This window comes from Pseudomonas sp. MF08817 (assembly GCF_059862705.1).
In genome coordinates, this window is sequence record NZ_JCBCUY010000008.1 from 18,898 (window position 1) to 38,772 (window position 19,875).

Annotated in this window: 21 protein-coding genes; 7 read left to right on the forward strand and 14 right to left on the reverse strand. The window is 64.5% G+C overall.

Going from position 1 to position 19,875, the window contains the following annotated elements; translation table 11 throughout:
• Positions 1-164: 164 nt before the first annotated feature.
• From AC19YR_RS06750 to AC19YR_RS06780, 7 genes are all read right to left on the reverse strand, one after another.
• The gene (locus tag AC19YR_RS06750; RefSeq protein ID WP_500597673.1) at positions 165-737 is read right to left on the reverse strand and encodes a HupE/UreJ family protein; all 573 of its coding nucleotides are present in this window, start codon (positions 735-737) and stop codon (positions 165-167) included.
• Between the two features lie 32 nt (positions 738-769).
• Positions 770-1,387 (reverse strand): urease accessory protein UreG, encoded by a 618-nt coding sequence (ureG, locus tag AC19YR_RS06755; RefSeq protein WP_095109391.1) that lies wholly within the window; start codon positions 1,385-1,387, stop codon positions 770-772.
• A gap of 9 nt (positions 1,388-1,396) precedes the next feature.
• Complete coding sequence (locus tag AC19YR_RS06760) at positions 1,397-2,071, reverse strand: urease accessory protein UreF (RefSeq protein ID WP_500597675.1); 675 nt, start codon at positions 2,069-2,071, stop codon at positions 1,397-1,399.
• Complete coding sequence (gene ureE, locus AC19YR_RS06765) at positions 2,068-2,568, reverse strand: urease accessory protein UreE (RefSeq protein ID WP_095109393.1); 501 nt, start codon at positions 2,566-2,568, stop codon at positions 2,068-2,070. Before ureE ends, AC19YR_RS06760 begins: the two co-directional genes overlap by 4 nt.
• 479 nt (positions 2,569-3,047) lie before the next feature.
• Entirely contained in the window at positions 3,048-3,680 is a 633-nt protein-coding gene (locus tag AC19YR_RS06770) for a TetR family transcriptional regulator (protein ID WP_095109394.1), read from the reverse strand.
• Between the two features lie 155 nt (positions 3,681-3,835).
• Positions 3,836-4,387 (reverse strand): hypothetical protein, encoded by a 552-nt coding sequence (locus AC19YR_RS06775; protein ID WP_500597678.1) that lies wholly within the window; start codon positions 4,385-4,387, stop codon positions 3,836-3,838.
• Between the two features lie 454 nt (positions 4,388-4,841).
• Positions 4,842-5,294 (reverse strand): Lrp/AsnC family transcriptional regulator, encoded by a 453-nt coding sequence (locus AC19YR_RS06780; protein ID WP_095109396.1) that lies wholly within the window; start codon positions 5,292-5,294, stop codon positions 4,842-4,844.
• A gap of 161 nt (positions 5,295-5,455) precedes the next feature.
• Here AC19YR_RS06780 and yedA point away from each other — a divergent pair, with 161 nt between their 5' ends.
• Both yedA and rhlE1 read left to right on the forward strand, forming a co-directional pair.
• Positions 5,456-6,346, forward strand: a complete 891-nt coding sequence (gene yedA, locus AC19YR_RS06785; RefSeq protein ID WP_095109397.1) for a drug/metabolite exporter YedA — start codon at positions 5,456-5,458, stop codon at positions 6,344-6,346.
• A 59-nt stretch (positions 6,347-6,405) separates the two neighbouring features.
• Entirely contained in the window at positions 6,406-7,740 is a 1,335-nt protein-coding gene (gene rhlE1 / locus AC19YR_RS06790) for an RNA helicase RhlE1 (protein WP_095109398.1), read from the forward strand.
• A gap of 128 nt (positions 7,741-7,868) precedes the next feature.
• Here rhlE1 and AC19YR_RS06795 read toward each other — a convergent pair whose 3' ends face one another.
• Positions 7,869-9,134, reverse strand: a complete 1,266-nt coding sequence (locus AC19YR_RS06795) for a TIGR03862 family flavoprotein (protein ID WP_500597766.1) — start codon at positions 9,132-9,134, stop codon at positions 7,869-7,871.
• Between the two features lie 213 nt (positions 9,135-9,347).
• The gene (locus AC19YR_RS06800) at positions 9,348-10,268 is read right to left on the reverse strand and encodes a histone deacetylase family protein (RefSeq protein ID WP_500597681.1); all 921 of its coding nucleotides are present in this window, start codon (positions 10,266-10,268) and stop codon (positions 9,348-9,350) included.
• Between the two features lie 75 nt (positions 10,269-10,343).
• Between AC19YR_RS06800 and AC19YR_RS06805 the strand changes: the two genes are divergently transcribed.
• The 3 genes from AC19YR_RS06805 (at position 10,344) to AC19YR_RS06815 (ending at position 12,472) form a co-directional block, all read left to right on the forward strand.
• Entirely contained in the window at positions 10,344-10,913 is a 570-nt protein-coding gene (locus tag AC19YR_RS06805) for a GNAT family N-acetyltransferase (protein WP_095109401.1), read from the forward strand.
• 105 nt (positions 10,914-11,018) lie between these two features.
• Positions 11,019-11,888, forward strand: a complete 870-nt coding sequence (gene tesB / locus AC19YR_RS06810) for an acyl-CoA thioesterase II (protein WP_095109402.1) — start codon at positions 11,019-11,021, stop codon at positions 11,886-11,888.
• Entirely contained in the window at positions 11,885-12,472 is a 588-nt protein-coding gene (locus AC19YR_RS06815; RefSeq protein WP_095109403.1) for an HAD family hydrolase, read from the forward strand. The genes tesB and AC19YR_RS06815 overlap by 4 nt, the downstream gene beginning before the upstream one ends.
• Before the next feature lie 141 nt (positions 12,473-12,613).
• On the opposite strand, the gene ypfJ is transcribed toward AC19YR_RS06815, so the two are convergent.
• Positions 12,614-13,498 (reverse strand): KPN_02809 family neutral zinc metallopeptidase, encoded by an 885-nt coding sequence (ypfJ, locus tag AC19YR_RS06820; protein WP_500597684.1) that lies wholly within the window; start codon positions 13,496-13,498, stop codon positions 12,614-12,616.
• 274 nt (positions 13,499-13,772) lie between these two features.
• Here ypfJ and AC19YR_RS06825 point away from each other — a divergent pair, with 274 nt between their 5' ends.
• Positions 13,773-14,450 (forward strand): TetR/AcrR family transcriptional regulator, encoded by a 678-nt coding sequence (locus tag AC19YR_RS06825; protein ID WP_500597685.1) that lies wholly within the window; start codon positions 13,773-13,775, stop codon positions 14,448-14,450.
• A gap of 320 nt (positions 14,451-14,770) precedes the next feature.
• Here AC19YR_RS06825 and trmA read toward each other — a convergent pair whose 3' ends face one another.
• From trmA to AC19YR_RS06840, 3 genes are all read right to left on the reverse strand, one after another.
• Positions 14,771-15,850: a tRNA (uridine(54)-C5)-methyltransferase TrmA gene (gene trmA, locus AC19YR_RS06830; protein ID WP_095109406.1), complete on the reverse strand. Its 1,080-nt coding sequence runs from the start codon at positions 15,848-15,850 to the stop codon at positions 14,771-14,773.
• Entirely contained in the window at positions 15,847-17,142 is a 1,296-nt protein-coding gene (locus AC19YR_RS06835; RefSeq protein WP_500597687.1) for an NCS2 family permease, read from the reverse strand. The genes trmA and AC19YR_RS06835 overlap by 4 nt, the downstream gene beginning before the upstream one ends.
• A gap of 395 nt (positions 17,143-17,537) precedes the next feature.
• The gene (locus AC19YR_RS06840; RefSeq protein WP_095109408.1) at positions 17,538-17,825 is read right to left on the reverse strand and encodes a hypothetical protein; all 288 of its coding nucleotides are present in this window, start codon (positions 17,823-17,825) and stop codon (positions 17,538-17,540) included.
• Positions 17,826-18,159: 334 nt separating this feature from the next.
• On the opposite strand from AC19YR_RS06840, the gene AC19YR_RS06845 reads away from it, so the two are divergent.
• Positions 18,160-18,612, forward strand: a complete 453-nt coding sequence (locus tag AC19YR_RS06845) for a DUF4879 domain-containing protein (protein ID WP_500597689.1) — start codon at positions 18,160-18,162, stop codon at positions 18,610-18,612.
• Here the strand turns inward: AC19YR_RS06845 and AC19YR_RS06850 are convergent.
• Entirely contained in the window at positions 18,609-19,841 is a 1,233-nt protein-coding gene (locus tag AC19YR_RS06850) for an MFS transporter (protein WP_095109410.1), read from the reverse strand. The genes AC19YR_RS06845 and AC19YR_RS06850 overlap by 4 nt on opposite strands.
• Positions 19,842-19,875: the final 34 nt, after the last annotated feature.

Genomic DNA, 19,875 nt, shown 5'->3' on the forward strand with positions numbered 1-19,875 from the left:
GGGCGTCGTCACGGCAGGGGTGTTTGCGCGACATGGTAGCAGAGAGCCTTGGCTTGGGAGAGGTGGCCCGGCATCACAGGCAAGGCCCACCTCCCTTGGCAAACACCGCAAGACAACTGTGGGAGCGAGCCTGAACGCGATAGCACCCTCCAAACCATTGAACATCACCCCGCCAACAACCACACCCCAGTCGCCGCCGACACCGCCCCCGCCAACCGCACCAGCGGCGCGGCCGCCCGTGGCAGCACGCGCACCAGGGCAAACCCGGCGCCATGCAGGGCGGCGGTGGCGGCGACAAAACCGGCGGCATAGCTCCAGGGGCTGGCCATGGCCGGCAGTTCCAGGCCATGGGCCACGCCGTGGAACAGGGCAAACAGCGCCGTGGCCGCCAGCGCCAGGCTCAGGGGCGGGCGCACCGCCAGGGCCACCGCCAGGCCCAGGGCCAGCACCGAGGCGGCGATGCCGCTTTCCAGGGCCGGCAGGTGCAGCCCTGCAAAACCCAGCACGCCGCCGAGCAACATCGTGGCGACAAAGCTGCACGGCAGCGCCCAACGCGCCGCACCCTGTTGCTGCGCCGCCCACAGGCCAACGGCGAGCATGGCCAGCAAGTGGTCGAGGCCGCCGATGGGGTGGCTGATACCGGCGATCAAACCGTTGTCGCCGTGGCCGGGGTGGGCCAGGGCCAGGGCGGGGGTGAGCAGCAGCGCGAGGGCGGCGAGGGTACGGGGCAATGTCATGGATAAGCGTCCTTGTTGGTGTGAATAAGGGTTCAGGCCGCCGTGGTCAGCAGGCCCTGGCGTTCGATAAAGGCAATGATCTCGGGCAGGCCCTGGCCGGTTTTCTGGTTGCTGAACACGAACGGCTTGCCGGCACGCATGCGCTGGGTGTCGCTGTTCATCAGCTCCAGGGACGCGCCCACCAGCGGCGCCAGGTCGATCTTGTTGATAACCAGCAGGTCGGATTTGCAGATCCCCGGCCCGCCCTTGCGCGGCAATTTGTCGCCGGCCGATACGTCGATCACGTAGATCGTCAGGTCCGACAGCTCCGGGCTGAAGGTGGCGGACAAGTTGTCGCCGCCGGATTCCACCAGAATCAGGTCCAGCCCCGGGAAGCGCCGGTTGAGCTGGTCGACGGCTTCAAGGTTGATCGAGGCGTCTTCGCGGATCGCCGTGTGCGGGCAGCCGCCGGTTTCCACGCCAATGATGCGTTCCGGCGCCAGGGCCTGGTTGCGCACCAGGAAATCGGCGTCTTCGCGGGTGTAGATGTCGTTGGTGACCACCGCCAGGTTGTAGCGCTCGCGCAGGGCCAGGCACAGGGCCAGGGTCAGGGCGGTCTTGCCCGAGCCGACCGGGCCACCGATGCCAACGCGCAGGGGTTGTGAGTTCATGGGCTTCTCCTAGGAACGAAACAGACGGCTGTACTGGCGCTCATGGGCCATGCACGCCAGGGACAGGCCAAACGCGGCGCTGCCGTAATGGTGAGGGTCGAGGCGGGCGGCGTGCTCGCGGGCCTGTTGCAGCACCGGCAGCAGTTCGCTGGTCAGGCGCTGGGCGGCTTGCTGGCCCAGGGGCAGGGTTTTCATCAGCACGGCCAATTGGTTTTCCAGCCAACTCCACAGCCAGGCGTCGAGGGCGTCGGCCGGGGTGATGCGCCAGGCCCGCGCCGCCAGCGCCCAGCCCAGGGCCAAGTGCGGCTCGTCCTGCTGCTGGAGAAAGGCCCGGGCCGGGGCGTCCAGCTCCGGCAAGCCGTTGAGCAACTGCTGCAACGAGTAGCCCATCTGCCGGCTCTCCTGATGCAATTCGCGGGTTTCGCGGCTGGCCCGGTGCTGTTCGCAGTGGCTGTGCAGCGCGGGCCAGTCGTCGTTGGCGGCGGCGCTGCAATGGGCGAGCAGCAGCGGCGCCTCGAAACGGCTGAGGTTGAGCCGCAACTGATCGCTGATCCAGCGCTTGGCGCTAGCGGCGTCGTGCACGCGGGCGTTATCCACCGCCATTTCCAGGCCCTGGGAATAGCTGTAGCCACCAATCGGCAACTGCGGGCTGGCCAGGCGCAGCAGGGCCCAGGCCGGGCTCACGGGCGCACGCCGAACTGGTGCAACTTGGGCGCGTAGTTGAAGGCTTCTTCGCCGTGGCGCGAATGATGATGGCCACCGCCATAGGCGCCGTGTTCCGGTGCGAAGGGTGCCTCCAGGGCCTGCACGGTGGCGCCCAGTTGTTCGAGCATGGCCTTGAGCACGTAGTCGTCGAGCAGGCGCAACCAGCCGTCGCCCACTTGCAGGGCCACGTGGCGGTTGCCCAGGTGATAGGCGGCGCGGGTCAGCTCAAACGCGCTGGCGCAGGTGACGTGCAGCAACTGCTCAGGCCGCGCGCGCACCCGCACCACACGGCCGTCCTCGGCGCGCAGGTATTCGCCGTCATACAGCGGCGGCTGGCCGCGCTCCAGGAACAACCCCACGTCCTCACCCTCGGCACTGAAACAGCGCAAGCGGCTTTTGCTGCGCGCCTCGAAGGTGAGGTGCAACTCGGCGGCCCATTCAGGTTGGGCGGCGATCCGTTGGTGAATGACCAGCATCGGCAGGCTTCCGGCTAAAGGCGATGCAGGGGCTAGAGCAAGGGGCTTGCCAATTGCGCTGGGGCGTAGGAAAAGCCTGTCGGGCTTGGGCGGCGCTAGAAAATGGGGCGCAGGGAAGGGTGGAGATTGGTGCGCTGGGCGAAGGCGCGCCCCGTTTTGGGGCATGCATGATGGGGCCGCGAGCTTTTGTGGGAGTAACGGTCTTACCCCTACCCTTCGTCACCGCTACTGCGTGCCGCCACCGCGAGCAGCGCAAAACAGATCACGCCCACACTGTGGGAGCGGGCCTTGCCCGCGATGAGGCCGGGACAGGCGACGCACTTCTGGCACTTGGAATGCTGTCATCGCGAGCGGGCTCGCTCCCACAGAGGAAAATGAAAATCCCACCCGCACTACCGTTCAACTGTGGGGCTTGCCCGCGAGAGCGGCCTAAGAATTTCTAAGTCGGCTGGCCCTCATCGCGAGCAAGCTCGCCCGGGTTACTCCGTGCTGCCCAACCCTTGCCAGTGCTTGAGGCCGATAAAGATGAAGCGCAGTTGCTGGGTGATTTTCGCCTGGGGCGTGAGGTGCTCGGGCAGGGCCTGGGCGGGCGGGTCGATGATGTCGGGGAGGGTGGCGAACACGCTTTTGACGATCAGGTCGGCCATCACCGACAACGCGGCGAGGTCCAGGTGTTGCAGCTTGGGCATCAGCACCAGGTCGGCGGCCAGGTCGGCGCTGATGTTCTCGCGCAGGGCCGCGATGGCCTGGCGCACCGGCAGCGAGCCGCCGTATTGCTCGCGGGCGAGGAACAAAAACTGCGAACGGTTGGCGCTGACCACGTCGAGAAAGATGCGCACCGAGGCATCGATGATGCCGCCCATCACGAATTCGTTGTGGCGTACCAGGCGGATGGTGGCGCGGAAGGTCTGGCCGACTTCGCTGACCAGCTCCAGGCCCAATTGGTCCATGTCGGTGAAATGCCGATAGAACCCGGTGGGCACGATGCCCGCGGTCTTGGCCACTTCACGCAGGCTCAGGCTGCCGAATCCGCGGCCGCACTCCATCAAATGGCGGGCTGCGTCCATCAGGGCGTTGCGGGTCTGTTGCTTCTGTTCGGCGCGGGGCAGCATCGGGGCTGACTTCTATCAAGGACAGCGGCGCACTCTAGCAAATCGACTTTGCTGGCGTCGAACGACAAAACGGTTAGGGGCGCAGGCAGGCGTGGGGATTACACACAGTCAAAGCCCGATCCGGGGATCGGGCTTTTTTCGGGGCCGCCATGGGCTCAGCTCACAGCGCTGTTGCGTTCGGCGAGGCGATCAGCACCGCCCTCGACCAGCAGTTGACCTTGTGGGGTGCGCTCGTAGCCACCTTCAACCAGGCCTTTTTCTTCCAGGCGATCGCGGCCACCTTCGGCAACGGTCTGGCCTTGTGGCGTGCGGGCGGAACCGTCAGCGGCGAGGGTTTGGCCCTGTGGGGTACGTTCGGTGCCGTCAGCGGCGAGGGTTTGGCCCTGTGGGGTACGTTCGGTGCCGTCAGCGGCGAGGGTTTGGCCTTGTGGGGTACGTTCGGTGCCGTCAGCGGCGAGGGTTTGGCCCTGTGGGGTGCGTTCGTTACCGTCAGCGGCCAGGGTTTGGCCTTGTTGGGTACGTTCGTTACCGTCGGCTGCCAGGGTTTGGCCCTGTGGCGTGCGTTCGCTGCCATCGGCGGCGAGGGTCTGGGTGAAGACGGTGTGGCTGGCCTTGATCTGCGGAACGCTCTGTTCCGAGGCTGGCAGGGCAAAGGCGTTGGCGGCCAGGATCGAGAGGGTCAGGCTGAGCAGTAATTGGCGTTTCATGATGGCGGCTCCTTGAGAGGGCGACTAAGTGGGTACGGAGCCAATGTTACTCGCGCAAAATCGATATAAAAGTTCATAAACACAATGGTAATAATCAACAGAATTGATTGTTCTGCGGGGAGGCTCTAGATCGCGCCTTTGCGGCGGGTGGTTTTGCACTGGGGTGGGTATTTTCGACTCACTGCTGCCTCGAAAAAGGGCGAGGGCGGTAACGCCAGGGGCGCGCCGCCCCCCCGTAATAGCCGGGTTGGCCAGCGATGGCGGCGTTACGGGCGCTATCGCGGGCAGGCCCGCTCCCACAGTTGAGCTGGGGTGTGGGTGGGATTTCTTCTTTCCTCTGTGGGAGCGAGCCTGCTCGCGATGGCGGCACTGAGTGACGCTGGCGAATGGTAGGGGTAAGACAGTCGCTCCCACGGAGGCAAGCCATGCGCTACGAGGAAAGGGGCGGTGCGGCTCAGGTAGGCTTGCTTTCCAGTTGCTCTAGCGGCACCCGTGTTTCCAGGGCGCTGGAGAGGATGATGGAGGTCTTGCTGACCCCGAAGCGTGCCACGCGGTTTATCAGGGCTTCGAGCTCCGGCATCGTGCCCACGGCCCCTTGCATGATGACGCAGGGGTCGCCGGTAACGCGGTGGCATTCGGTCAACTGGGGGATCTTGGCCAGTTCGTCGTACACGCTCTGCTTGCCGTTCTGGTTCAGGCGTAATTCGATCACGCAGCGGATCGGCAGGCCGATTTTGGCCATGTCCACTTGCGCCTTATAGCCGGTAATGACCCCCGAAGTTTCCAGTTTGGCCACCCGTTCGGCCACCGCCGGTGCCGACAGGCTGACCTTGCGCGCCAGTTCTGCGTAACTGGCGCGGCCGTTTTCCAGCAGGGCGGCGAGGAGCATGCGGTCGTATTTGTCCATGGTCGGGCTCGTGCAAGGGGTGAGTTTTGAAAGCGTGGCCTATGGCCGGGATTTCATTCTTTTAAAAAGTGTATGGCCACTATAAACAGGTTTTGTAGCTTATTTTTGCCCGGGGGCCTTTCTAGAATAGTTCTCCCGCCCACCTTGCCTTTGAGCCCCGCATGCCTGGACCTCGCCGTTTCCCCTTGCCCTTGATTGCCGCGTTTTTTGCCTTGTATGTGATTTGGGGGTCTACCTACCTGGTGATCCGCATCGGCATTGAATCCTGGCCGCCGCTGATGCTCGCCGGGATCCGCTTTATCACCGCGGGCGTGTTGATGTACGCCTACCTGCGCTGGCGGGGGGCCCCGGCGCCGACCTGGCCGCAATGGCGTTCGGCGGGGCTGATCGGCATTTTGCTGCTGACCTTCGGCAACGGCGCGGTCAGCGTGGCCGAGCACACAGGCGTGGCCTCGGGTGTGGCGGCGCTGGCGGTGGCGACGGTGCCGCTGTTCACCTTGCTGTGCGGCTATTTCTGGGGCCAGCGCAACACCCGCTTGGAGTGGGCCGGCATCGTGCTGGGGCTGATCGGTATCGCCATGCTCAACCTGGGCTCCAACTTGCAATCGAGCCCGCTGGGCGCGGCGCTGCTGATTTTCGCGGCGGCGGCCTGGGCCTTTGGTTCGGTGTGGAGCAAGCACTTGCCGCTGCCCCAGGGCGCAATGGCCAGTGCCGCGCAAATGTTGGTGGGCGGCGTGGTGCTGATGGTGGGCAGTGTGCTCAGCGGCGAACGCCTGGAGGCAATGCCGCCGCTCAAGGGCTGGTTTGCGCTGTTCTACCTGATCGGTTTCGGTTCGATCATCGCCTTCAACGCTTATATGTACCTGCTCAAGAACGTTCGCCCGGCGGCGGCCACCAGCTACGCCTACGTCAACCCGGCCGTGGCGGTGCTGTTGGGGATCGTCTTTGCCGGCGAAACCATCGGCATCGAAGAAGCCCTGGCGATGTTGGTGATTATCAGCGCCGTGGTGTTGATCGGCCTGCCGCAGTGGCGGCGGCAGAAACCGCAGTGAATTAGGGTAAACTGCCGCGCATTGCACTCCTTGCGCTGACTTTTCCTACGGTATCCCCCATGACTTTCGCCACCCTTGGCCTGATCGAACCCTTGCTGCGCGCCCTTGAGACGCTCGGTTACCAGACTCCGACGCCGGTGCAGGCGCAAGCCATTCCGGCGGTGCTGGCCGGGCGCGACCTGATGGCGGCGGCCCAGACCGGCACCGGCAAGACCGCCGGTTTCGCCGTGCCGCTGTTGCAACTGCTGGCCATGGAAGGGCCGAAAGTCACGGCCAACTCGGTGCGTGCGCTGATCCTGGTGCCGACCCGCGAGTTGGCCGAGCAAGTTCACGAAAGCGTGCGCCAGTACGCCGAACACCTGCCCCTGAGCACCTACGCGGTGTACGGCGGCGTCAGCATCAACCCGCAAATGATGAAGCTGCGCAAAGGCGTGGACCTGTTGGTGGCCACCCCCGGGCGCCTGCTCGACCTGTTCCGCCAGAACGCCCTCAAGTTCAACCAGTTGCAGACCCTGGTGCTGGACGAAGCCGACCGCATGCTTGACCTGGGCTTTAGCGAAGAGCTGTCGAACATCTACCGCGTGCTGCCGAAAAAGCGCCAAACGTTGCTGTTTTCCGCGACCTTCTCCGATGCCATTCGCCTGCTGGCCGGGCAGATGCTCAACGACCCGCTGAGCATCGAGGTCAGCCCGCGCAACGTCGCCGCCAACACCGTCAAGCAGTGGGTGGTGCCGGTGGACAAGAAGCGCAAACCGGAACTGTTTGTGCACCTGCTGCGCAAAAACCACTGGAAGCAGGTGCTGGTGTTCGCCAAAACCCGCAACGGCGTGGATGCGCTGGTGGAAAAACTCCAGGGCCTGGGCGTGAACGCCGACGGTATCCATGGCGACAAGCCGCAAGCCACCCGGCAACGGGCCCTGGACCGCTTCAAGGCCAGCGAAGTGCAGATCCTGGTCGCCACCGACGTCGCGGCCCGTGGCCTGGACATCGAGGACTTGCCGCTGGTGGTCAACTTCGACCTGCCGATCGTCGCCGAAGACTACATCCACCGCATCGGCCGCACGGGCCGCGCGGGCGCCACGGGCGAAGCGATTTCCCTGGTGTGCGCCGATGAAGTGAACCTGCTGTCGGCCATCGAAATGCTCACCCGCCAGACCCTGAACCGCCATATGGAGCAGGATTTTGAGCCGGAACACCGGGTGCCCGACACCGACGCCAGCGGCCAGGTTGTGAAAAAACCGAAAAAGCCGAAAAAACCCAAGGCTTCCGGTGGCGGCAAACGCAACCTGGGCAAATGGGTGGACAGCGGCGAAGTGGCGGCGGACGTCCCGGCGATCAAGCCTGTGCGCAAGGTGCCGGTATTCAACACCGGGCCGCGCAAGCGCAAGCCTTGAAGGTGTGAGTGCAGGCGCGGCGACGTTTTTTGTGGGTGTGGGCCTGCTCGCGATGGCTGCGTAACAGTCAAATCCTGCTGGGCTGGCCCACTGCTATCGCGGGCAGGCTCGCTCCCCAGCGGTTTGCTCTACAGAGTGGTCGCCTCCACACCGCTTTGGAGCCCTTGGTTCAGCCACCCCAGCAGCCCCAACCCCGCCGCCCGGCCGCTGGCGAAGCAGGCCGTGAGCAGGTAGCCGCCGGTGGGGGCTTCCCAGTCGAGCATCTCGCCGGCGCAGAACACCCCCGGCAGCGCCGTGAGCATCAGGCTTGGGTCCATCGCCTCGAACGGCACGCCTCCGGCGCTGCTGATGGCCTCGTCCAGGGGCCGGGTTTTCACCAGCCTTAAAGGCAACGCCTTGATCGCCGCGGCCAGCCGCGCGGGGTCATCGAAGGCTTCTTTGGGCGCCAGTTCGCGCAGCAACGCGGCCTTGACCCCATCTATCCCCACTTGGCTGTGCAGGTGCTTGCTCATCGAGCGCGAGCCCCGGGGCCTGGCCAATGCCGCTTCGACCTGGCCCAGGGCTTTGCCGGGCAACAAGTCGAGGTGGACGGTGGCGGCGCCATCACGGTTGATGGCTTCGCGGATCGGCGCCGAGAGGGCATAGACCAGGCTGCCTTCGATGCCGCTGGCGGTGAGCACGCATTCGCCCAGGCGCGGTAAGTCGTCATTAAGGCCCATGGCGATGTTTTTCAGCGGCGTCCCGGCGAATTTGCTCACGAGTAATTCGCTCCAGGCCTGCACGTCAAAGCCGCAATTGCTCGGCTGCAACGGCGCCAGCGCTACACCGCGTGCCGCCAGCAGGGGCACCCAGGCGCCATCGGAGCCCAACCGCGCCCAACTGCCGCCGCCCAGGGCCAGCAACAGGGCATCGCTGTGCAGGCGTGTTTCGCCGTCGGGGCCCTGCAGGCGCAGGCTGGCGTCGGCATTCCAGCCGAGCCAGCGCTGGCGGGTGTGGATCGTCACGCCTTGCTCGCGCAGGCGCTTGAGCCAGGCGCGCAGCAGCGGCGCGGCTTTCATGTCGGTGGGGAACACGCGGCCGGAGGTGCCGACGAAGGTTTCTATGCCCAGGTCGTGGATCCACTGGCGCAAGGCGTCGGCGCCGAACTCGCGCAGCAGCGGCGCGATCTGCGGTGCGCGCTCGGCATAGCGCGACAAAAACGCCGGGTAGGCTTCGCTGTGGGTGATGTTCATGCCGCCGACGCCGGCCAGCAGGAACTTGCGCCCCACCGAGGGCATGGCGTCGTACAGGTCCACCCGCACCCCGGCCTGGCTCAGGACTTCGGCCGCCATCAACCCGGCGGGGCCGCCACCGATGATGATGGCGTGGCGAGAAGCGGAGGCGGCGTGGGTCATGGCGTGGGCTGCGGTTTGGCAAAAGAGGGCGGCCATTCTACCTGAGCCCTTGGGTAAAAATCGGCGGGGCGCCAGATTGGTTGGGGGGGCTGCTACAGGGGTGGTTGAAAAATGTACAGAGGGTTGTGAGGCGTGCTGGCTGTGGGGTGTAGAAGCTTTCGCTCAGGTTATCCACAGGCCGCTCCACAGGCATTGTGGGTAACCGCCCACAGCTCAGTGACAACCTGATGACGTCCACACCCGTTGGGCGCTGTGGTGCAGGATGCCGTGGCGCCGGGCCAGGGCCTGGCGGTCTTTGCTGTAGCCGCCGCCGATCACCCCGACCACTGGGATGTCGCGGCCCAGGCAATGGCGCAGTACGGCTTCGTCGCGGGCGGCGACTCCGGCGTCGGTGAGTTTCAGGTAGCCCAGGGCGTCGTCCTGGTGCACGTCCACGCCGGCGTCGTACAGCACCAGATCCGGTTGGTAGAGGGGCAGCAGGTAGTTGAGGGCATCGTCCACCACTTGCAGGTAGGCGGCGTCGCCCATGCCCATGGGCAGGGGGATGTCCCAATCGCTTCTGGCCTTGCGTGCGGGAAAATTCTTTTCGCAGTGCAGGGAAACCGTCACCGCATCTGGGGTGTCTTCCAGAATGCGCGCCGTGCCGTCGCCCTGGTGCACGTCGCAGTCGAAGATCAATACCCGCCCAACCCGGCCACTTTCCAGGAAATAGCGGCTGATGATCGCCAGGTCGTTGAAGATGCAGAACCCCGCCGGGTGGTCGTAGTGGGCGTGGTGGGTGCCGCCGGCCAGGTGACAGGCCATGCCGTGTTCCAGGGCCTGTTCGGCGGCCAGGAGGGAACCGCCCACCGCGCGCACGGTGCGCCGGGCCAGGGCTTCGCTCCAGGGCAGGCCGAGGCGTCGTTGGTCTTCGCGGGACAATTCGCCGCCCATGTACCGTTCGATGTAGGCCGGGTCGTGGGCCAGGGCCAGAATATCCGCTGGGCACAGCGCCGGGCGCAGCAGGTCGGCGTCCCGGGTCAGCCCGGACTCGACCAGGTGATCGCGCAGCAGGCGGAATTTGTCCATGGGGAAGCGGTGCTCCGCCGGGAATTCAGGGCTGTAGTCGTCGTGGTAGATCAGCGGCAGGGGCATGGCTATTTCATGGCGTGAAAGAGTGAAGGATCCTACCAGCGATGTAGACTCGCAGCATGCAAACGGAGGGGCACGATGGAGCCGATACTGCAACTTGAGAGCGCCCGCTTGGTGATGCGCCAGTTTCGTGACGAGGATTTGGCCGATTTTGCGGCAATGAGCGCCGATCCCCAGGTGATGCGTTACTTTCCGGCGCCGTTGTCGCGCCTGGAAAGCGCGGCGTTGATCGGCCGGGTGCGCGGTCATTTCGCCGAGCACGGTTATGGCCTGTGGGCCCTGGAGCGCAAGGACAACGGCGCGTTTATCGGTTTTACCGGGTTGGGCGTGGTGGGGTTCGATGCGCCGTTCACCCCAGCGGTCGAAATCGGCTGGCGCCTGGCCCGCGAGCATTGGGGCCTGGGCTATGCCAGCGAAGCGGCGTGGACCGCTCTGCGCTGCGGCTTTGACCGCTTGGGGCTGAAGCAGGTCGTGGCCTTCGCGACCCGTGCCAACGAGCCGTCGCAAAAAGTCATGCAGGCCATTGGCATGCACCACGACCCGGACGGCGACTTCGCCCACCCGCGCCTGGCCAGCGATGACCCGCTGCGTGACCACGTGCTGTACCGCATCACCCGTGAACAATGGCTGCAAACCTTGCATGGCTAAGCGCGGCGGGATGTTTACAATGTGCCATCAATTGGCCCGAGCCAAGAACCGTGTCGGCCGCCGCAGCCAAGACTGCGCGGTAATGCCTGTGTGAGGAGTGTTTGAATGAGCCATGTGTTGGAAGATCTGGTGGACTTGCTGACCCTGGAACCCATCGAGGAAAACCTGTTCCGTGGCCGTAGCCAGGATTTGGGCTTCCGCCAGTTGTTCGGTGGCCAGGTGCTGGGCCAGTCCCTGTCGGCGGCCAGCCAGACCGTAGAAGAAGCGCGCCATGTGCATTCGATGCACGGCTATTTTTTGCGCCCGGGCGACGCCGCGTTGCCGGTGGTGTACCAGGTTGACCGGGTGCGCGACGGCGGCAGCTTCAGCACCCGCCGCGTCACCGCGATCCAGAAGGGCCACCCGATTTTCACTTGCAGCGCTTCGTTCCAGTACGACGAAGAGGGCTTCGCGCACCAGTTGCCGATGCCCACGGTGGTCGGCCCGGAAAACCTGCCCTCGGAGCTGGAAATCACCCAGCAGCGCGCGCACCTGATCCCCGAGCACATGCGCGAAAAATTCCTCTGCCCCAAACCCATCGAAGTGCGCCCGGTGTCCGAGGCCGACCCGTACAACCCCAAACCGGGCGACCCGATCAAGTACGTGTGGTTCCGCGCCGACGGCGCCCTGGCCGACCTGCCGGCCCTGCACAAATACCTGCTGGCCTACGCCTCGGATTTCGGCTTGCTGACCACCTCGCTGCTGCCCCACGGCAAATCGGTGTGGCAAAAAGACATGCAAGTGGCCAGCCTCGACCATGCGCTGTGGTTCCACGCCGACCTGCGTGCCGATGACTGGTTGCTGTACGCCATGGACAGCCCCTGGGCCGGCAACTCGCGCGGGTTTTCCCGGGGCAGCGTATTCAACCGCGCCGGGCAACTGGTGGCGTCGGTAACCCAGGAAGGCCTGATCCGCCACCGCAAGGACTGGGCATGAGCCTGGCCGGGGTGCGCCACTGGGTGTTCGACATGGACGGCACCCTGACCATCGCTGTGCATGATTTTCCGGCGATACGCGTGGCCCTGGGTATCCCGGCGCAAGACGACATCCTCACCCACCTCGCCGCGTTGCCCGCCGCCGAGGCAGCGGCCAAGCACGCCTGGTTGCTGGAACACGAGCGTGAACTGGCCCTGGGCTCGCGCGCCGCGCCCGGCGCGGTGGCGCTGGTGCGGGAACTGGCCGGGCGCGGCTGCCGCCTCGGCATCCTCACCCGCAACGCCCGTGAGTTGGCCCACCTCACCCTGCAAGCCATCGGCCTGGCCGACTGTTTTGACCCCGCCGACGTATTGGGCCGCGAAGACGCAAGGCCCAAGCCCGACCCAGAGGGATTGCTGAAACTGTCCCAGGCCTGGGACGTGGCGCCTGCGGCGATGGTGATGGTTGGCGACTACCGCTTCGACCTCGACTGCGGCCGCGCCGCCGGCACCCGCACCGTGCTGGTCAACCTGCCCGACAACCCCTGGCCAGAACAGACCGACTGGCATGCGCGCGATTGCGCGGCGTTGCAGCGGATGCTCTAAACCCTGGGGCCGCAACCCTGTGGGAGCTGGCCTGCCATTCCCCTGTGGGAGCGGGCTCTGCCCGCGATGGCGCTTTCAAGACCGCCATCGCGGGCAGGCCAGGCTCCCATTGGGGCCGGGTACAGAGGCCTGCTTTACCGGCTACAAACTCTTGGCCGCAAAGGTATCGCACTGGCTGATCTGGCCCTGGGCGAAGCCGGTTTTGAACCAGCGCACGCGCTGGGCCGAGGTGCCGTGGGTGAAGGAGTCGGGCACCACGCGGCCCTGGCCTTGTTGCTGGAGGCGGTCGTCGCCGATGGCGTTGGCGGCGTTGAGGGCTTCTTCGATGTCCCCTGGTTCCAGCCAGTTCAGGCGTTTTTGCGCACTGAAGGCCCATACCCCGGCCAGGCAGTCGGCTTGCAACTCCTGGCGCACCAGCAACCCGCCATCGCCTTGCAGGTTGCGGCCCTGTTGCCGCGCGGCCTGGATCTTGGCCGAGACGCCGAGCAGGGTCTGCACGTGGTGGCCGACTTCGTGGGCGATCACATAGGCCTGGGCAAAATCGCCGGCAGCGGCGAAGCGCTGGGACATTTCGCGGAAGAAACTCAAGTCCAGGTACACCTTCTGGTCCGCCGGGCAGTAAAACGGGCCGGTGGCCGAATTGGCGAAACCGCACGCCGAGTTCACGCCATTGCTGAACAGCACCAGGGTGGGGTGCTGATACTGGCGCCCGGCCTGCTGGAAGATTTGGTCCCAGGTGTCCTCGGTGTCACCCAGGATCGAGCGCACGAATTCGGCCTGTTCATCGTTGACCGGCGGGGCTTGGCGGGTCTGGGAGGTGGCGGGGGCCGACTGGTCCATTTGCCCGGCCAGTTGGCCAAGGATCTGCATCGGGTCCTGGCCGGTGATCCAGCCGATGCCGACGATCAGCACGATGGCCGTCAGGCTCAGGCCCTTGCCGCCGCCAAAGCGCATCCCGCCCCCGCCGCCCCCTTCGCCACGGGCATCGACCACGTTGTCGCTGCGGCGGCCTTTTTTCCAGAGCATGGGGCGATCCTCTTGTTTTGATGTGGGATGAGTGTTGCTGGTGAGTAGGATAGTTGCCAGTCCGGTCGTCCGGCATTTCCGCGCACGTTACCATTCCCGCCGCGAATGTCACGGGCCCCGAGAAATATTCAAACTCCATGGCTGGCGCACCCAGCGGCCGCAGTTGTATGAGATTCGTAACCGCGAAGGTAAAGGTGCCGCCCGGCGCCTTCCTTCGCCGCCGCCTCCCGGCCCATAATCGCCGCCCTGTGCAGTGATGACCGGGAGCCTAAGAATGACAACAACCTCAGAACTCTCCGCAGTGGCCCAGGCAACTGACGTGCAGCCACGCAAACCCCGCAAGAACAACCCCGAAAAAACCCGCGAGAACATTCTCCAGGAAGCCATTGTCGAGTTTGTTCAGCAGGGGCTTTCGGGGGCGCGGGTGGACGCCATCGCCGAGCGCATCCACACCTCCAAGCGCATGATCTATTACTACTTCGGCAGTAAGGAGCAGCTCTACATCGAGGTGTTGGAGAAGGTCTACGGCGATATCCGCAACACCGAGGGCGCGCTCAACCTGTCGCAATTGGGGCCGCTGGAGGCGATCCGGCGCCTGGTGGAATTCACCTTCGACCACCACGACCACCACACCGATTTCGTGCGCATCGTCAGCGTGGAGAACATCCACCACGCCGAGTACGTAAAGCAGTCCGACGCCATCAAAGCGATGAACCATTCGATGCTCACGGCCCTGGGCGAAGTGCTGGCCAGGGGCGTGGAACAGGGCGTGTTCCGCGCCGGGCTGACGGCGCTGGACGTGCACTTGCTGATTAACTCGTTCTGTTTTTTCCGCGTGTCGAACCGCTACACCGTGGGCGAGATTTTCCAGATCGACCTGGCCGCCGAGGCCATCAAACAGCGCCACCGCGAGATGATCTGCGAGTCGGTGTCGCGCTATTTGCTGGCGTAGTTTTGTGTAGCGGTTCTAGGCAGTAGCCGGGTGGGGGGCTGGAAGTCTTTGGGGCGCTCGTTGTGGGAGCAACTGTCTTACCCCCTACCGCTCGTCAACGCCATTGCGTGCCGCCATCGCGAGCAGGCTCGCTCCCACAGAGGAAAAATGAAAATCCCACCCGCATCACAGTTCAACTGTGGGAGCGGGCCTGCCCGCGATGGCGATGTACCTACCCACATAGATGTTGTGTGTGCTGCCGCTATCGCGGGCGAGCGGAGCGCCGCCCGGCCCGTTCCTACACAAACGCCCAAATACCCATGCGCCTTCAGGGGGCGAACTCAGCGCCGCGTTAGCAGGACTCCGGATTCCATGTGATGGGTCCAGGGGAACTGGTCGAACAGGGCGCAGCGGGTGATGCGGTGGGTGTCGTGCAACTGGGCGATGTTGGCCGCCAGGGTGTCGGGGTTGCACGAGATATAAAGGATGTTGTCGAAGCGCCGGGTCAGTTCGCAGGTGTCCGGGTCCATGCCCGCGCGCGGCGGGTCGACGAACACACTGCCAAATTCGTAGCCCTTGAGGTCCACGCCGTGCAAGCGGCGGAACGGGCGCACCTCGTTCAGCGCCTGGGTCAGTTCCTCGGCGGATAAACGCACCAGGGTCACGTTATCCACCGCGTTGTCGCGCAGGTTGTTGAGCGCGGCGTTGACCGAGGTCTTGCTGATCTCGGTGGCCAGCACGTTGCGCACCCGGGTGGCCAGCGGCAGGGTGAAATTGCCGTTGCCGCAATACAGCTCCAGCAGGTCGTCGCTGCGCTCGCCCAGGGCCTCGAAGGCCCAGTTGAGCATCTTCTGGTTCACGGTGCCGTTGGGCTGGGTGAATGCGCCTTCGGGTTGTTGATAACTGAAGGTGCGGCCGCCGACGTCCAGTTGCTCGACCACAAAGTCGCGGCCGATCACTTCGCGCTTGCCCTTGGAACGGCCGATCACGCTGACCTCCAAATCCGCCGCCAGTTGTTGGGCGGCCACTTGCCAGTGCTCGTCCAGGGGGCGGTGATAGCACAGCGTAATCATCGCGTCGCCCGCCAGGGTGGTCAGGAACTCCACCTGGAACAGCTTGTGGCTCAGGGCGTGGCTGGCTTGCCACGCGGCCTTGAGTTTGGGCATCAGTTCATTGATGCGCAGGCTGGCGATGGGGAAGTCTTCGATCAGGATCGGCGTGCGCTTGTCTTCCTGGGAAAACATCGCGTAGTGGCGCTGGCCGTCTTCGCGCCACAGGCGAAACTCAGCGCGCAGGCGAAAGTGCGCCAGCGGCGAGTCGAACACCAGGGGCTCGGGCGCCTGGAACGGGGCCAATAGGTCACGCAGGCGCGTGACCTTGGCTTCGAGTTGAGCGGCGTAGTGGGCGGCGTCGACAGTCATGCGTTAAACCAACCCAGCTTGACCACGAACAGGATCGACAGGATCACCAACGCCGGGTTCAGCTCGCGGCCACGGCCGGACAGCAGTTTGATCGCCGTCCAGGCAATGAAGCCGAACGCGATGCCGTTGGCGATGGAGTAGGTGAACGGCATCGCCAGGGCAGTGATGACCACCGGGGCGGCGACGGTGATGTCGTCCCAGTCGATTTCCGCCAGGCCCGAGGTCATCAGCACGGCGACGAACAGCAGCGCCGGCGCGGTGGCGAAGGCGGGCACGCTGCTGGCCAGTGGCGAGAAGAACAGCGCCAGCAAAAACAGGATGGCCACGACGATCGCGGTCAGGCCGGTACGGCCACCGGCGCTCACGCCCGCCGCCGACTCGATGTAGCTGGTGGTGGTCGAGGTGCCCAGCAGGGAGCCGGCCATGGCCGCGGTGCTGTCGGCGATCAGGGCGCGGCCCATTTTCGGCATGTGGCCGTCCTTGCCCATCAACCCGGCGCGTTTGGCGACGCCGATCAGGGTGCCGGAGTTGTCGAACAGGTCAACGAACAGGAAGGCGAAAATCACGCTGACCAGGCCAATGTCCAGCGCGCCTTTGATGTCCAGTTGCAGGAAGGTCGGCGCCAGGGACGGCGGCATCGACATCACGCCGCCGAATGGGGTGAAGCCCAGGGTGATGGAGCTGAGGGTCACCGCGAGGATGCCGATCAGCACCGCGCCGCGCACTTTCAGCGCCTCCAGGGCCACGATCAGGACAAAGCCCAGGGTGGCGAGGATCGGCGCCGGTTGCTTGAGGTCGCCCAGGCCCACCATGGTGGCCTGGTTGCTGACCACGATCCCGGCGTTGTGCAGGGCGATCAGCGCGAGGAACAGGCCGATACCGGCGGCAATCGCCGAACGCAGCGGCAGCGGAATGCTGTTGATGATCCATTCACGGATGCGAAAGATCGACAGCAGGAAAAACAGCACCGCCGAAATAAACACCGCCCCCAGCGCCACTTGCCAGGTGTGGCCCATGTGCAGCACCACGGTGTAGGTGAAGAAGGCGTTCAGGCCCATGCCCGGCGCGAGCGCGATCGGGTAGTTGGCGATCAGGCCCATCACGGTGGAACCGATGGCCGCCGCCAGGCAGGTAGCGACGAACAACGCGCCCTTGTCCATGCCGGTCTCGCCGAGAATGCTCGGGTTGACGAACAGAATGTAAGCCATGGCCAGGAAGGTGGTGAGGCCCGCCAGAATCTCGGTCCGCACGTTGGTGTTGTGTGCCTTGAGTTGAAACAGCCGTTCCAGCATGTCCGCTCCCCGTGGCGCGCCTTGCGCCGTGAATGTATCGACCTCAACAGCAAAGCACAGACTGCTTGAAACGCCTGTGGATTTTATGTGGGCCGGAAAAAGCCGCGCATCATACCAGCCCGATAGCGAGATGGCTGCTGGTAGTTGCCAAGGGCTGTGGGCGGGAAAAGTCGATTGTCCGACAGGAATATTCGTAGGGGGAGTGTTTTTGTGGCGGTAAAAAGTCAAAAAAGATGCGGCCCGGCGTAAAGGTCTAGTTCATTAGTTGAATGAGCCTGAATGGGTCGCGAAAGCAGATGAGTTCGCGGGGTTAATGATGTGTTGGGTAAATAAGCGAGTAACGATCGGTTGACCGCTTATTGAACATGTATTAACGGGTCGCTGGAATGGCTGGCTCAAACTTTGGGCGACTTATGCAAATGCTCGAATGGTTTTTCCGTGGTTTCATACTGTTTCTTCGATGCCAGGTACTCCGGCGTTTGCTGTGTGGCAAGCAGGGGCGAGGGTGCGTTGACTGCCTTTGGTGCGGCTTTGTTGTGCTCGGCCTTGAGCGGTGGTGAGGTGGACAGTTGGGTTTGCAGGACTTTCTTGAACTCGCTGGCGGTTTCTTTGCTGGGCCTTTTGTAGTGGGCGCCGTTGGACGCAAGTGCATTTAAAAAAAGATTAACGCCGGATGGGCACATGGCTTTATTCCTTTTATTGGGCTAACTGCATGTTGGCCGGTATGGCAACAGCAGAGGTAGAGCAATGGCTATGCCAGGCGGTTAATTAAATTGTGTTTTTGGCTTTTAAGTTGAAAGTTATTTAATTCAATTGACGGTTTGCCGATGTTTTTGTGGTCCGCTTCTTTGACGGTTGTAGTCGCCGTATGGGGCGTTTGTCGGTTGTGTTTAAGGGCGGTGGGCAGCGGCAAGCGGTCGCCGGGTACCAGGCAAACCCCTGCCGCCGAGTAGCAAGCGGGTTTGGTTTGCCGGGGAGGGGCGGGCATACTGCCATGATGTTTTCTGGGGGCAGTTGATGAACAGCATCAGGCAGTGTTTAGGCGCGATGGCCCTGGCAGCCACGGGGTTATGGGTGTCGGTGGCGGCGGCTGCTCCGGCGGCGCCGTTGAGCCATCTACAGATTTTACGGGTCGAGTCGCCCGCTTGCGGCTTCGAGGACGTTTCCGATGGCCGCGGGCAAACCCGCTGTGACCATGGTGGGGGCTATATCCGGGTGTACGTGATCGAGCAGGGCTACGGCCGTGGCGCCGTGGTGACATTGGACGGCGCCGAGGTGGATGGCACCCGTTCGCCGGTGTGCGCCGACGCCCGGGACAAGCTCGGCGAATGCCCGGTCTCGGGCGCCAAAGTGGTGGGTTACTTGTACGTCATGGACCTGTCGGGCGCACGCGGGGGCAGTTTCAGCTTCAGCAATACGTCTATCAATGTGCCGGGTAATACCCTGTCGGCCGAGCTGTATATCCGCTAACCGTTGTGCTCTTCGTGCATGCGGTCGCGGTTGGCCAGGCCCGGGAACAGCTTGATCCACACCCCGGTCACCACCAACGTGCCGACCCCGCCCAATACCACGGCGGGCACGGTGCCCAGCCAATGGGCGGTGACGCCGGACTCGAATTCGCCCAACTGATTCGACGCGCCAATAAACAACCCGTTGACCGCGCTGACCCGCCCGCGCATTTCGTCCGGGGTTTGCAATTGCACGAATGAGGCGCGGATCACCATGCTAATCATGTCCGCCGCCCCCAACACCACCAGTACCGCCAGGGAAAACCAGAACGAGGTAGAAAGGCCGAACGCGATAGTGGCCACGCCGAACACGCCAACGGCGGTGAACATGATGCGCCCCACCTTGCGCTCCACGGCAAAGCGCGCCAGCCACAGCGACATCAGCAGCGCGCCCACCGCCGGCGCCGAGCGCAACAGGCCCAGGCCCCAGGGGCCGGTGAGCAAAATGTCCTTGGCGAACACCGGCAGCAGCGCGGTGGCGCCGCCCAGCAGCACGGCGAACAGGTCCAGGGAGATCGCCCCGAGCACATCCGGGCGGCTGCGGATAAAGCGGATCCCGGCCAGCAGCGAATCGAGGGTGGCTTTGCCCGTGTGCAGCGCCGCTTGGCGTGCGGGCAGGTTGAGCATCAGCAGGCAGGCAATCAGGTACAGCAGCACGGTTGGCCCGTACACCCAGACACTGCCCAGGGCATAGAGCAGACCGCCCACGGCCGGGGCGACGATGGTCGCCGATTGCTGCGCCGACTGCGCCGCCGCCACCGCCCGGGGGAACAGCGCCGCCGGCACGATGCTCGGCAGCAATGCCTGGGTGGCGGGCATTTCAAAGGAGCGCGCGGCGCCGAGGGCGAAGGCCAGGAGGAAGATCATTTCCCGGGTGACGCTGTCGGTGAGGCTGCCCACTGCCAGCGTCAGGGCGATCAACGCCTGCAACGACTGGCACAGCGCGGCGATCTTGCGCCGGTCATAGCGGTCGGCCACATGCCCGGTGTGGAGCATGAACAGCACCCGCGGCGCGAACTCCACCAAACCGACCCAGCCCAGGTCCATCACGTTGCCGGTCAGTTGGTAGAGGTTCCAGCCAATGGCCACGGTGAGCATCTGGAAACCGCTGGCGGTAAACACCCGGGCCAGCCAGAACGCGAGAAACGGGCGATGGTGACGCAGCAACAACACAGGGGCGTGGGAGGACATCGACGGGCCGGCCTGGACGAGGGGAGGGGCAGAT

Excerpts from the sequence above, each read along its gene's own strand:
- AC19YR_RS06770 (WP_095109394.1), bottom strand. The coding sequence starts at position 3,680 with ATGCTGCCCCGCGCCGAACAGAAGCAACAGACCCGCAACGCCCTGATG.
- AC19YR_RS06800 (WP_500597681.1), bottom strand. The coding sequence starts at position 10,268 with ATGCCCCTGCCGCTGATCTACCACGACGACTACAGCCCTGAATTCCCG.
- ureE (WP_095109393.1), bottom strand. The coding sequence starts at position 2,568 with ATGCTGGTCATTCACCAACGGATCGCCGCCCAACCTGAATGGGCCGCC.
- ypfJ (WP_500597684.1), bottom strand. The coding sequence starts at position 13,498 with ATGCTCTGGAAAAAAGGCCGCCGCAGCGACAACGTGGTCGATGCCCGT.
- AC19YR_RS06845 (WP_500597689.1), top strand. The coding sequence starts at position 18,160 with ATGAACAGCATCAGGCAGTGTTTAGGCGCGATGGCCCTGGCAGCCACG.
- AC19YR_RS06815 (WP_095109403.1), top strand. The coding sequence starts at position 11,885 with ATGAGCCTGGCCGGGGTGCGCCACTGGGTGTTCGACATGGACGGCACC.
- AC19YR_RS06780 (WP_095109396.1), bottom strand. The coding sequence starts at position 5,294 with ATGGACAAATACGACCGCATGCTCCTCGCCGCCCTGCTGGAAAACGGC.
- AC19YR_RS06775 (WP_500597678.1), bottom strand. The coding sequence starts at position 4,387 with ATGAAACGCCAATTACTGCTCAGCCTGACCCTCTCGATCCTGGCCGCC.
- trmA (WP_095109406.1), bottom strand. The coding sequence starts at position 15,850 with ATGACTGTCGACGCCGCCCACTACGCCGCTCAACTCGAAGCCAAGGTC.
- AC19YR_RS06835 (WP_500597687.1), bottom strand. The coding sequence starts at position 17,142 with ATGCTGGAACGGCTGTTTCAACTCAAGGCACACAACACCAACGTGCGG.
- AC19YR_RS06805 (WP_095109401.1), top strand. The coding sequence starts at position 10,344 with ATGGAGCCGATACTGCAACTTGAGAGCGCCCGCTTGGTGATGCGCCAG.
- AC19YR_RS06795 (WP_500597766.1), bottom strand. The coding sequence starts at position 9,134 with ATGACCCACGCCGCCTCCGCTTCTCGCCACGCCATCATCATCGGTGGC.
- yedA (WP_095109397.1), top strand. The coding sequence starts at position 5,456 with ATGCCTGGACCTCGCCGTTTCCCCTTGCCCTTGATTGCCGCGTTTTTT.
- AC19YR_RS06840 (WP_095109408.1), bottom strand. The coding sequence starts at position 17,825 with ATGTGCCCATCCGGCGTTAATCTTTTTTTAAATGCACTTGCGTCCAAC.
- AC19YR_RS06750 (WP_500597673.1), bottom strand. The coding sequence starts at position 737 with ATGACATTGCCCCGTACCCTCGCCGCCCTCGCGCTGCTGCTCACCCCC.
- ureG (WP_095109391.1), bottom strand. The coding sequence starts at position 1,387 with ATGAACTCACAACCCCTGCGCGTTGGCATCGGTGGCCCGGTCGGCTCG.
- AC19YR_RS06850 (WP_095109410.1), bottom strand. The coding sequence starts at position 19,841 with ATGTCCTCCCACGCCCCTGTGTTGTTGCTGCGTCACCATCGCCCGTTT.
- tesB (WP_095109402.1), top strand. The coding sequence starts at position 11,019 with ATGAGCCATGTGTTGGAAGATCTGGTGGACTTGCTGACCCTGGAACCC.
- rhlE1 (WP_095109398.1), top strand. The coding sequence starts at position 6,406 with ATGACTTTCGCCACCCTTGGCCTGATCGAACCCTTGCTGCGCGCCCTT.
- AC19YR_RS06825 (WP_500597685.1), top strand. The coding sequence starts at position 13,773 with ATGACAACAACCTCAGAACTCTCCGCAGTGGCCCAGGCAACTGACGTG.